This window comes from Lysinibacillus sphaericus (assembly GCF_006864135.1).
In the GTDB taxonomy this organism is placed as follows: Bacteria; Bacillota; Bacilli; order Bacillales_A; family Planococcaceae; genus Lysinibacillus.
This window is the reverse complement of record NZ_SADV01000002.1, coordinates 254,993-267,279: the sequence shown is the minus strand read 5'-3', so window position 1 is coordinate 267,279 and position 12,287 is coordinate 254,993. Positions and strand designations below refer to the sequence as shown.

At 40.1% G+C, this 12,287-nt stretch carries 13 protein-coding genes; 11 read left to right on the top strand and 2 right to left on the bottom strand.

Features of this window, described 5'->3' with window-relative positions:
* Positions 1–2: 2 nt before the first annotated feature.
* Genes rpe through spoVM form a run of 3 tightly spaced genes read left to right on the top strand, consistent with a single transcriptional unit; the run spans position 3 to position 1,441 of the window.
* Positions 3–671 carry a ribulose-phosphate 3-epimerase gene (gene rpe, locus C7Y47_RS03580; RefSeq protein ID WP_142507629.1) on the top strand — a complete coding sequence of 223 codons (669 nt, stop codon included), beginning with the start codon at positions 3–5 and terminating at the stop codon, positions 669–671.
* Complete coding sequence (locus C7Y47_RS03575; RefSeq protein ID WP_142507500.1) at positions 668–1,321, top strand: thiamine diphosphokinase; 654 nt, start codon at positions 668–670, stop codon at positions 1,319–1,321. The genes rpe and C7Y47_RS03575 overlap by 4 nt, the downstream gene beginning before the upstream one ends.
* Positions 1,322–1,339: 18 nt before the next feature.
* Positions 1,340–1,441: a stage V sporulation protein SpoVM gene (gene spoVM / locus C7Y47_RS03570; RefSeq protein ID WP_100544041.1), complete on the top strand. Its 102-nt coding sequence runs from the start codon at positions 1,340–1,342 to the stop codon at positions 1,439–1,441.
* An 884-nt stretch (positions 1,442–2,325) separates the two neighbouring features.
* Here spoVM and rpmB read toward each other — a convergent pair.
* On the bottom strand, positions 2,326–2,514 hold the full coding sequence (rpmB, locus tag C7Y47_RS03565) for a 50S ribosomal protein L28 (RefSeq protein ID WP_004227417.1): 189 nt from the start codon (positions 2,512–2,514) through the stop codon (positions 2,326–2,328).
* A 412-nt stretch (positions 2,515–2,926) separates the two neighbouring features.
* A complete protein-coding gene (locus C7Y47_RS03560) occupies positions 2,927–3,055 on the bottom strand; it encodes a helix-turn-helix domain-containing protein (protein WP_255504991.1) in 129 nt (42 codons plus the stop codon).
* Between the two features lie 15 nt (positions 3,056–3,070).
* On the opposite strand from C7Y47_RS03560, the gene C7Y47_RS03555 reads away from it, so the two are divergent.
* The 8 genes from C7Y47_RS03555 (at position 3,071) to plsX (ending at position 11,941) form a co-directional block, all read left to right on the top strand.
* A complete protein-coding gene (locus tag C7Y47_RS03555; RefSeq protein WP_255504990.1) occupies positions 3,071–3,586 on the top strand; it encodes a diguanylate cyclase in 516 nt (171 codons plus the stop codon).
* 100 nt (positions 3,587–3,686) lie between these two features.
* Entirely contained in the window at positions 3,687–4,049 is a 363-nt protein-coding gene (locus C7Y47_RS03550; protein WP_132357473.1) for an Asp23/Gls24 family envelope stress response protein, read from the top strand.
* 18 nt (positions 4,050–4,067) lie between these two features.
* Positions 4,068–5,717, top strand: a complete 1,650-nt coding sequence (locus C7Y47_RS03545) for a DAK2 domain-containing protein (RefSeq protein WP_142507498.1) — start codon at positions 4,068–4,070, stop codon at positions 5,715–5,717.
* 351 nt (positions 5,718–6,068) lie between these two features.
* Positions 6,069–6,731 (top strand): L-serine ammonia-lyase, iron-sulfur-dependent subunit beta, encoded by a 663-nt coding sequence (gene sdaAB / locus C7Y47_RS03540; protein ID WP_049668406.1) that lies wholly within the window; start codon positions 6,069–6,071, stop codon positions 6,729–6,731.
* A gap of 14 nt (positions 6,732–6,745) precedes the next feature.
* Positions 6,746–7,657, top strand: coding sequence for an L-serine ammonia-lyase, iron-sulfur-dependent, subunit alpha (gene sdaAA / locus C7Y47_RS03535; protein WP_142507497.1), 912 nt, complete (start codon positions 6,746–6,748; stop codon positions 7,655–7,657).
* A 540-nt stretch (positions 7,658–8,197) separates the two neighbouring features.
* The gene (gene recG, locus C7Y47_RS03530) at positions 8,198–10,243 is read left to right on the top strand and encodes an ATP-dependent DNA helicase RecG (RefSeq protein ID WP_142507496.1); all 2,046 of its coding nucleotides are present in this window, start codon (positions 8,198–8,200) and stop codon (positions 10,241–10,243) included.
* Between the two features lie 130 nt (positions 10,244–10,373).
* Positions 10,374–10,952, top strand: a complete 579-nt coding sequence (gene fapR / locus C7Y47_RS03525) for a transcription factor FapR (RefSeq protein WP_132357884.1) — start codon at positions 10,374–10,376, stop codon at positions 10,950–10,952.
* Positions 10,949–11,941: a phosphate acyltransferase PlsX gene (gene plsX / locus C7Y47_RS03520; protein ID WP_142507495.1), complete on the top strand. Its 993-nt coding sequence runs from the start codon at positions 10,949–10,951 to the stop codon at positions 11,939–11,941. Before fapR ends, plsX begins: the two co-directional genes overlap by 4 nt.
* Positions 11,942–12,287 lie beyond the last annotated feature (346 nt).

Below are 12,287 nucleotides of genomic sequence, written 5' to 3'. Positions count from 1 at the left end.
TGATGATACAAATAGCACCATCAATTTTAGCAGCGAACTTTGCTAAATTAGGAGAAGAAGTAAAAGAAGTAGAGAAGGCAGGGGCACAGCTTATTCATATCGATGTTATGGATGGTCATTTTGTGCCAAATATTTCTTTCGGCTCTATTGTTTTAGATGCCATTCGCCCTTTAACTGATTTGCCACTAGACGTTCATTTAATGATCGAAAATCCTGATCAATATATTGAACAATTCGCCAAAGCAGGAGCGGACTATATTACGGTGCATGTTGAAGCTTGCCGCCATTTACACCGCACGATTCAATTAATTCGCTCATATGGAGTTAAACCTGGTGTTGTATTAAACCCACATACCCCAATAGAATCTATTCAACACATTTTAGAAGATATTGATATGGTGTTGTTCATGACAGTAAATCCAGGGTTTGGTGGGCAAAAATTCATTCATTCTGTTGTGCCAAAAATTGAAGCACTAGCAGCTATCATTAAAGAACGTAATCTCGATATTGCTATAGAGATTGACGGTGGTATTAATGCAGAGACTATTATTCCTTGTGCCAAAGCAGGAGCAACAATTTTTGTAGCTGGTTCCGCTATTTATAGTAAAGAAGATCGTTCTGCGGCCCTACAGGAAATTTTAGCTGCTGGTGAGGCAGCGATTCAAGGATGACAGTAGTCGTTGTTTGTGCAGGTGGGCCAAGAGCGGAACTCTGTTCATTTAGTCCGTATAAAGAACAAAGTGATGTGTTATTTATCGGAGCAGACCGAGGAGCGCTATATTTAATCGAGCAAGGAATCACACCGCATGCCATAGTAGGAGATTTTGACTCACTATCGCAAGAGGAATACAAGCTGGTGATGGCACATACAAATGATAGACAACGATTCCAGGAAGAAAAAGATGAAACAGATACGGACTTAGCATTATTAAAAGCTTTGACCTATACACCGCTAGAAATTGTACTTACAGGTGTTACAGGTGGTCGTTTAGATCATTATGAGGCAGCAGTTCGTTCGATTTATCGATTACAAAAAGAGCATCCACAGGTAGTATTGAAGATTATTAATCATGCAAATATGTTGCAATTTTTAATGCCGGGCAAGCACTTCATTGAAGCAGACGAGCAATACCGTTATTTGTCTTTCTTTGCACATGAAGAGCCGATTAAAGATGTGACATTAAGGCATGTGAAGTATGAAACAACAAATGAAAAAATCTCTCTTGGTACATCTCGCTTTACAAGTAATGAAATAATAGGGAATTCAGGGTCTATATCTTTCTCGCAAGGCATATGTTTAATGATAAGAAGCATAGATTAGCGTAAGGGGGAGAGAGTCCTGAAAGTATATACGTTCCAGTTGCCGAAATTTGTAAGTAGTATTACGCGTACATGTATCAACATTTTTAAAAAAGAAAAGAAAGTAAAAAAATCCGACTAACACTAGTCGGATTTTTTTTATAGTATTGAAAAACAAAACGGTCAAGGGATTCTTTGTGAATATTATGGTGGATGATTTCCGTTCCAGGCTACTCGCTTTCCTGTGGGCGAGCGTCGAGTCGCTTCCTCCGCTGCGCTCCGTGCAGGGTCTCGCCTGTCTCGCTTTCCCACGGGAGTCGAGTAGCCTTCCACTCCAATCAGCGGTAGCGTAGAACTTTTATTAATTTTATGTATGTCAAAAGTGAACGCTATGGCTACTCACCATAATCAAACAGAAGAAACTTATTACAATAATGCTATTGTACACCTGATCTTGCTGACGCTACGTTAATTCTAGGCTTTCGCGAAAGACATGCCAGAAGATACATACTATGAGAAGTGGTTGATTGTAGTGGAGACTGGGCGACTCCTCGGGGATCAGCGATATAGAGGAACGAAGGCTAAAAGCATCACGTCCTGTGATAACGCCTTCGTGACCAACATCCTGTTGGCCCGAGACCCTAGAGCGAGCAACGCGAGTGAAGCAGCTCATCGGACGCCCCCAGGAAGCTTTGCTCTGTGCGAAAGCGAAGCGGCAGCAACAAATGTTTTCTGTAGCGAAAGCGAAGCGGCAGCAACAAAGCGCCCAGTCGGAACGGAAATCAACCCCTCGCTTTGTTGAAGAACTATACTTTATTATATCGTAACTGCCATTCTGCATAGGTGTTTTGTTGTGCTGCTATATGTAATGAAAGCCGCTAGGAATTACTATGAGAAGTAATTCCTAGCGGCATAGTCATTTTATTATATAAATATTCACAAAGGCGGTTGGTAGTTTGCCCAGTTAATAAGACAGAAAAAAATCGATTTGCGCCAAATGCGAAATCGATTTTTTGGAAGCAACGATTAAACGCGCTCGATTTTACCTGATTTTAATGCACGTGCAGAAACCCATACACGTTTTGGTTTACCGTCTACTAAGATACGAACTTTTTGAAGGTTAGCACCCCAAGTACGTTTGTTAGCGTTCATAGCGTGGGAACGGTTGTTACCAGTACGAGCTTTACGTCCAGTGATTACACATTGTTTAGGCATGTAGTATTCCCTCCTTACTGTTGATGCTGAAAGATTATTATTTCAGTTCGATATTTCACATACCATAATAATTTAACATACCATGACGTTCAGTGCAATAGTTTTCACATAACCTTTCAAGAAAAAAACCTTTACAGACAAAAATACTTGTTAAATAATGGTTGTAAATTCCTAGGTGTTGCAATCCTGGTATATAGTAGCTCGATTTTAACTCGCGCTAACCGCACGCCTGATTGTAAGGGATTGACAATCAGTGGAAGATAAAAAAACCTTATTTTCCTCGGTAGCCAAGCTTCATTGAAACACGTTTACCAGTTTCCACTAAACGCTCTGTTAAGGTATTAATATGTTCTGCAGAAACGTTAAAGCAACAAAACCTATACTTACTGAACCGACTACTTCATCATCTCTTTTAAATTCTATGTAATGTGCTAAGTGGTAAATTGCATTTTGCTGAAAGCTCTGAAATGGACAAGCTGTTTTCATTTGCTTCAGAAGCCAAAACTTGAGCGATTGTCATAGCTTGTTCTAGTAATTGCATTGGTGTCCCACCTCCTTGCCTAATCGTCGAGCTTTTAATAATAAATTGACACAAATAGGGCAACAACTAAGTAAACCAAAATCTTTATCTGTCATGATGATTGATCTTGATTTCTTTAAAAAATTAAATGATTATTACGGTCATTTACAAGGTGATGAAGCTTTAATAAAAGTGGCAGCTCTATTAGATGAAATTGCAGAAAAGTATAATGCATTTGCAGCACGTTGGGGAGGCGAAGAGTTCGTAATCGTTAGCCAACATGCGGCTAAATTTTCAGAGCATGTGTGTGAGGAAATTTTAGAGGAAGTACGCCATTTAAATATACGTCATGAGCATTCAGAAGTTGCTGATATTGTAACAGTCAGCATCGGGATGTGTCATGCCAAAATCTCAAATAGCGAGCAATTGAAAATATGCTGTGAATTAGCTGATCAAGCACTATACACAGCAAAACAAAACGGTCGTAACGACTTTTTCAGCAAAAGTGGAAATTTCGATGAAGATGTATGTTTCCCTTTAAAATGTCAGTAAAACGTTGATACAATGCGCTTTAATGCCTTCTAAGGTTGCTTAATGCATAACGAAAGTGTTACAATATCATTTAGTCAAAAAGAGCCAAGGGGGCATTTCTATGTCGATTGAATTAAACAATGAATTCGGCCAAATTGATATTTCAACAGATGTACTTGCACAAATAGCTGGTGGTGCTGCTGTAGAATGCTACGGTATTGTTGGCATGGCATCTAAACATCAAATTCGTGATGGTCTAACTGATATTTTACGTAAAGAAAATTTTGCAAAAGGTGTTGTTATTCGAAAACAGAACGACGATTTACATATTGATATGTACATTATTGTTAGTTACGGGACAAAAATTTCGGAAGTTGCTTATCAAGTACAGTCGAAAGTGAAATATACAGTGGATAAAACATTAGGTATGAGCGTGAAATCTGTCAATATCTTTGTGCAGGGCGTTCGTGTAGCGAATGATTAAGAGGAGGAACTAATTCTAATGCAGTCTTTAGACGGAATAAAGTTTGCAGAAATGGTGCAAATGGGTGCCCATCACCTATTCCAAAATGCAAATTATGTTGATTCATTAAATGTATTTCCAGTACCAGATGGTGATACAGGAACGAATATGAACTTATCGATGACATCTGGGTCAAAGGAAACAGAGCAGTATGCGTCAGAACATATCGGCAAAACAGCTCAAGCTTTATCGAAAGGTTTACTTATGGGAGCACGCGGAAATTCAGGCGTTATTTTATCGCAGTTATTCCGTGGCTTTGGTAAATCTATCGAAAAAGAAGCGACGATTGATGCTAAGGGCTTTGCTGGTGCCTTCCAAGCAGGCGTAGAAACTGCTTATAAAGCAGTAATGAAGCCAGTTGAGGGAACGATTTTAACGGTTGCACGTGAAGCGGCGAAAAAAGGTGTAGAAGTGGCACAAACTGAAACCGATATCATTGCAGTGATGGAGGCATTTACTGCTGAAGCACAGGCTTCGTTGCAACGTACGCCTGAACTTCTACCTGTTCTAAAAGAAGTCGGAGTTGTAGATAGTGGCGGTCAGGGTCTGCTATTTGTGTATGAAGGATTTTTAGCATCCTTAAAGGGCGAGCCATTACCGGTGAAAAATGAAGCAACTTTAGATGATTTAATTAATGCAGAACATCATAGAGCACAAGATTTCATGAATACTATGGATATTGAATTTGGTTATTGTACTGAAATCATGGTACGTTTTGAAGAAGGAAAAGAGCCATTTAGTGAAGAACAATTCCGCAATGAATTAAATCCTCTAGGTGATTCTTTACTCGTTATTTCAGATGAAGAAATTGCAAAAGTGCATATTCATTCTGAACAACCAGGCGCTGTATTAGCAATGGGTCAAAAATATGGTAGTCTTATTAAAATTAAAGTCGACAATATGCGTGAACAGCATTCTGCCATTGTTGGTGAGGATCATAAAGCACCTTCTTCAGCTAAAAAAGCAGAAAAGCACCCATATGCAATTGTAACGATTGCAATGGGCGAGGGAGTTGCTGAATTACTCCGTTCAATTGGTGCCTCTTATGTTATTGAAGGTGGTCAAACAATGAACCCTTCAACTGAAGATATTGTGAAGGCAGTAAAAGAAATTGGTGCTGAAAAAGTATTGATTTTACCAAATAACAAAAATATCGTGATGGCAGCAGAACAAGCGGTAGAGCTATTAGATATAGAAGCGGCTGTAGTTCCAACGAAAACGATCCCTCAAGGTATGGCAGCGATTTTATCGTTTAATCCAGAGGCGGCAGTTGAAATGAACCAAGCAACAATGACAGAAGCCTTCGCAAATGTTAAAACAGGCCAAGTAACTTATGCAGTTCGAGATACATCTATTGATGGTGTGGAAATTCATAAGGATGATTTCATGGCTCTTGCAGAAGGGAAAATTGTATTATCTACTCCAGCATTAAAAGATGCTGCTGAGAAGGTAATTACTGATTTAGTGGATGAAGATGCAGAAATTGTAACAGTTATCTATGGTGAGGATACAACCGAAGAAAATGCTTCAGAATTAGTGAAATTCATTGAAGAGAATTATCCAGAGGTTGAAGTAGAGTTATTTAATGGTAAACAAGGATTATATCCATATATTATTTCAGTAGAATAATTCACTCTACTTTGCGCATAAGTAGACAAAGCAGTGCACAAGCCGTGTACTGCTTTTGTTTATGGTACTGGGAGAATAGGGGATCATACACGAGCTGAAGTAGCTAAAAATAAATGATTCGATGTATGTGTCCAGTGGACAACGAACTTGGAAATATTGGAATAACAGCATTTTGAAATTATTGTGTATACGGAGTAGACAAAGGTTAATCAATATTGCCATTGTGAAAAACATAGTCGTGTAAATTTTCTGAAAGTTGATAAAGAAGTGCTTTACTTTTATAGTAACTATCAAGCATGATATAAATAAAAAATCGATATTATTATATGGATAGAATAGAGGGGTGTTATTATGAAGTTTACTTCAGTATTTGATATTATTGGACCAGTGATGATTGGGCCTTCATCTTCTCATACGGCAGGAGCCGCACGAATTGGACGCGTTGCTAGAGATTTATTTGGAAGACAACCAAAATGGGCGAAAATCCACTTGTATGGTTCGTTTGCTGAAACGTATAAAGGACATGGAACAGATGTAGCTTTGGTAGGGGGCCTATTAAATTACGATACATTCGATGAGCGGATCAAAACAGCTTTTGCCGATGCAGAAAAGGCAGGATTAGATTATGAGTTTATCCCAGAAACAGCAAATATGGAGCATCCGAATACTGCCCGCCTTGTAATTGGCGATGATGAAGGAGAGATGTCTGTCGTTGGTATTTCTATCGGTGGCGGTAAAATTGAAGTAAGTGAGGTTAATGGCTTTAAGCTACGTTTAACAGGTGGTATGCCAGCAATCCTTGTTGTTCATGATGATCGTGCTGGCTGTATTGCCAATGTGGCAAATTGCTTAGCGATGCATGCAGTCAACATTGGACATATGGAGGTTTCGCGTATAGAACGTGGTTTAACGGCCCTTATGGTGATAGAAGTCGATCAAAACATTGAGGATAAAATATTACAACAAATTTCTTTAATACCACATATTTCGAAGGTTTCTAAAATTAATAACTAAGGAGGTGCACGAATATGGACGTATTGTTTCATAATGTTCGTGAACTAGTTGAACGAGCGGAGCAAGAAGGAAAGCTAATTTCTGAAATTATGATTGAGCAAGAAATGTTAATAACTGGACGCTCAAGAGATGAAATTATACAGCAAATGGACAATAATTTAACGGTGATGGAAGAAGCTGTTGAAAGAGGTTTGAAGGGTGTAAAATCTGTAACAGGCTTAACGGGCGGTGACGCAGTATTGCTTCAAAATTATATTGCGCAAGGTAATTCACTGTCGGGGGATTTATTACTAGACGCGGTGAGTAAGGCTGTTGCAACAAACGAAGTGAATGCAGCTATGGGTACAATTTGTGCTACCCCAACCGCGGGTTCTGCTGGGGTTGTACCAGGGACGTTGTTCGCGGTAAAGAACAAGCTAAATCCGACACGTGAGCAAATGATTCGTTATTTATTCACATCGGGTGCTTTCGGCTTCGTTGTTGCTAATAATGCTTCGATTTCAGGTGCTGCCGGTGGCTGTCAAGCAGAGGTTGGCTCAGCTGCTGGTATGGCGGCCGCAGCGATTGTAGAGATGGCTGCTGGTACGCCGCAGCAATGTTCAGAAGCATTTGCCATTACACTGAAAAATATGCTAGGGCTTGTTTGTGACCCGGTAGCGGGATTAGTAGAGGTTCCTTGTGTTAAGCGAAATGCAATGGGAGCGGCAAATTCCCTTGTGGCAGCGGATATGGCACTTGCAGGGGTTACAAGTCGCATCCCGTGTGACGAAGTGATTGGTGCGATGTATCGAATTGGACAATCTATGAGTCCGAATTTAAAAGAAACTGCACGTGGAGGACTTGCTGCAACACCAACAGGTAAAGCTATTAGCAAAGCCATTTTTGATAATGGCGATTTAGAAAGTATCAAGTCACTTCAAAAATAAAAATATGAAACACGCTATTCCTAAGGGAGGCGTGTTTTTTTGAGGTTCTCTATGCTATAGATTTTTTATAGTTAATGAAAAGCATGCTGAAATAGTACGCCATGTAAATAAGTTGATTGGAGTGGAGGCTGGGCGACTCCTTGGGGATTAGCGTCACAGATGAGACCCTGGAGCGTAAGCGAAGCGGCTCATCAGACGCCCCCAGGAAAGCGCCCAGCCGGAACGGAAATCAACCACACGTTATGGTGATGAGTCTAGAAAAGGAGTATCATTATGAAAATGCAATAGGATGAAAAAGTGTTAATTCATTCGATATAATTAACTATCAATCAATTATTAATAGATTGAATTGCTATCCTACAGAAAATGAAAAGTTATATAATAATATTGAGAATAATAATACGTGTGTTCAGATGTGTTAAACGCTAAGAGTAATCGTATGAAAGGGGAAAACTCATATGCTGAAAAATAGTATGATGATACAAATGACTGCAGGTAAAGTACTTGTGGTGAAAAACTTTGGAGGAGCTGTCGTGCAAGGTGACTGATTTAACGACTCCCGTTACTGAATTAAAGGGAATCGGGAAAGAAACAGCAGGACATTTAGAGGCATTGGGCATCGAGACGATTGCGGATTTGTTATGGACGTTTCCGCATCGGCATGAGGATTTTCGTTTAAAGGATTTAGCACAAACACCACATAATGAACGTGTCACAGTTGAGTGTAAAGTTGAACGGGAACCGACAGTACTGTTTTTAGGGCGCAATAAATCACGATTACAAGTTACGGTGCTAGCAGGGCGACATTTAGTTAAGGTTGTTTTTTTTAATCAAGGTTATTTGAAACAAAAGCTTGTACCGGGAGCTATTATAACCGTTACGGGAAAATGGGATCGCGGCAGACAAGTAATAAATGGAACGTCTGTAACGTTTGGCCCTAAGACAGATCAAGTCGATTTTGAACCTGTTTATAGTTTAAAAGGTTTGATTCCACAAAAACGTTTTCGTAAATATATGCGACAAGCATTAGATGAGTTTGGTGTAGAAATACCAGATGCTGTTCCGCAGCGTTTACAAGCCGATTATAAACTTACGACAATGCGTGAAGGGCTTGAGGGCATTCATTTTCCTCTTGATGCTGGGCATGCGAAACAGGCTAGAAGACGCTTTGCCTATGAAGAGCTACTAAACTTTCAAGTACGTATTCAAGCGTTACGTAAAATTAGAAAAGATAGTGAGCGCGGTACAGTTATACAGTTTGATTTACAAAAGTTACGTGTTTTTATTGCATCATTACCCTATGAATTAACAGGTGCGCAAAAACGCGTTGTCAATGAAATTTGTAAAGATTTGAAAGAGCCACATCGTATGAATCGCTTACTTCAAGGTGACGTAGGGTCGGGGAAAACAGTTGTTGCGGCAATATGTTTATATGCAGCAGTAACTGCTGGTTTCCAAGGGGCATTAATGGCGCCAACGGAAATTTTAGCAGAGCAGCATGCTGAAAATTTGAAGGAATGGTTTGAGCCGTTTGGCGTACGTGTAGCTTTACTATCAGGATCGACGAAAGCAAAGGAGCGTCGTTTACTTTTAGAAGAACTGGCAAACGGAGACATAGATATTTTAATTGGTACACATGCGTTAATTCAGCCTGATGTCGTTTTTTATAAACTTGGTTTTGTTATAACGGATGAACAGCATCGTTTTGGTGTAGAGCAGCGTAGAATATTACGTGATAAAGGAGAAAATCCAGATGTGCTCTTTATGACCGCGACACCAATCCCGCGTACACTCGCGATTACAGCATTTGGAGAAATGGATGTTTCGATGATTGATGAAATGCCAGCGGGGCGTAAGCAAATTGAAACGCATTGGATGAAAAAAGAGCAATTGGGCTCTGTTATGTCAAAGCTAGAATTAGAGCTTGCTGCTGGTAGGCAGGCTTATGCTATTTGTCCACTAATCGAGGAATCAGACAAGCTGGATGTACAAAATGCGGTAGAAATCTATGAGCAACTTGCAACGTATTTTAATGGGCGTTACAAAGTCGGGCTAATGCATGGTCGCCTATCAGCGAATGAAAAAGACGCTGTTATGCGAGCCTTTAGTGAGGGAACTATTCACGTGCTCGTGTCTACAACTGTTGTTGAGGTTGGGGTGAACGTACCGAATGCAACTTTTATGATTATTTATGACGCAGAACGCTTCGGCTTAGCTCAGTTGCATCAGTTGCGTGGGCGTGTTGGACGAGGTGAACATCAGTCATATTGTGTGTTGTTAGCCGATCCGAAATCCGATGAAGGCAAAGAGCGAATGCAGTCGATGACGGAAACGAATGATGGCTTTCGTCTAGCTGAAAAGGATTTGGAACTACGTGGCCCAGGTGACTTTTTTGGGCGTAAACAAAGTGGTTTGCCTGATTTTAAAGTAGCGGATTTAGTGCACGATTACCGAATACTTGAAACGGCGAGAAAAGATGCAACGGATATGCTTGAGACTGATGCTTTTTGGCATGATGATGAGTACAAATATTTACGTGAAATGCTTGAAAATTCAGGTGTTTTACAAGGGGACCGCTTCGATTAACTGATTCTTTGATGCTCAATTAGGAATGTGAGCACTTGTTTTAAAAACAAGTCTTGCATTCTTTTTTTATACTCTATATACTGATATTAGTACCAAGTGCTAATAACAACTGAAAAGGTGGCGAATGATGTTGAGACGAACGAAAAAAGAGCGACAGCGACAATTATCCGAAACGATAGCTGATAATCCATTCGTCACAGATGAACAGCTAGCAACACAGTTTCAGGTTAGTGTCCAAACAATTCGTTTAGATCGTATGGAATTATCTATTCCAGAATTACGAGAACGAATTAAAGATGTTGCTTCGAAAACCTATGAAAATGAAGTGAAATCACTACCGATTGATGAAGTTATCGGAGAAATAATTGATATTGAATTGGATAATCGTGCATTATCTATTTTTGACGTAAAAGAAGAACATGTTTTTCAGCGCAATGGCATCGCACGTGGACATCATTTGTTTGCACAGGCAAACTCATTAGCGGTAGCAGTAATTGATGACGAACTAGCATTAACAGTACATTCTAACATTACCTTTGTGAAACCTGTTAGAGCTGGAGATCGTGTTATTACAAAAGCAATCGTTATCGGACGTGATGAAAAAAATCATCGTACAAAAGTAGAGTTAACGTCCACTGTTAACGGTGAAACAGTTTTTGTTGGTGAATTTGATATGTACCGCACGAAAGGTAAAGGTGAACAACAATGAAATTAGCGCTTGATGGAATGGGTGGAGACAACGCACCAAAATCAGTTGTTGAAGGTGCTTTATTAGCATTAGAGCAAATTCCAAATTTAGAAATTCAATTATATGGTCAGCAGCAAAAGCTCGAACCATTTTTAAAAATACATGATCGATTAACTGTAATACAGTGTGATGAAGTTGTCGAAGGAACAGACGATCCAGCACGCGCTGTTCGTCGTAAAAAGGATTCATCCATGGCACGCATGATGGATGCGGTTGAAGAAGGAAAGGCGGATGCTTGTCTTTCGGCGGGTAATACAGGTGCTTTAATGGCAGGAGGATTATTTAAAGTAGGACGTATTGAAGGGATTGCTAGACCTGCTCTAGCCACTACACTGCCTACTTTAGATGGTAAGGGCTTTTTAATGCTCGATTTAGGGGCAAATGCGGACGCACGACCTGAGCATTTATTGCAATATGCCATTATGGGCGATATTTATGCGAAAAAGGTAGGTGGCTTACAAAAGCCACGTATCGGCTTATTAAATATCGGTACTGAGGATAAAAAAGGGAATGAATTAACGAAGGCAGCTTTTGGCTTATTAAAAGAAGCTGATTTAAATTTTATCGGTAATGTAGAAGCACGAGATTTACTTGAAGGGGTAGCGGATGTTGTTGTAACAGATGGCTTTACAGGTAATATGGTGCTGAAATCGATCGAAGGTACTGCTGGAGCGTTATTTTCAATGCTAAAAGAAGCGTTTATGTCTTCAACAAAAACAAAAATTTCGGCAGCACTTATGAAAAATAATTTACGTGACCTAAAAAATAAAATGGACTACACAGAGTACGGTGGTGCAGGCTTGTTTGGTTTGCAAGCACCTGTCATTAAGGCGCATGGCTCATCTAATGCTAAAGCGATATACAGTGCAATTCGCCAAGCAAATACGATGGTTGAGCATACAGTCATCTCGACGATTACAGATACAGTACGTCACTTAGAAATTGATTAACTTATTTAAGCAAGTGTCTTTTGTGCCGAAAGCAAAGCGACAGGTACAAGATGAACTCAGTCTAAGAACGCCACGCCCTGTGGCAATTTATCTGTGCGAAAGCGAAGCGACAGCAACACGGTTTTATCTGTGCGAAAGCGACAGCAACAACAACACACGACTGAGTGACCAACATCACGTTGGCCAAAAGCCTCCGGCGGATGTCACGAAATCGGAAAGGGATTCAATGTAGGATGTTAGCCTAAAATCATCGCTCCATGCGATAACGGCTAACTGACCTGCATCGGTAAAAACGCCACGTCCTGTGGCATTACCGAAATGACCGACATCGTGTCGGCCCTCGTGC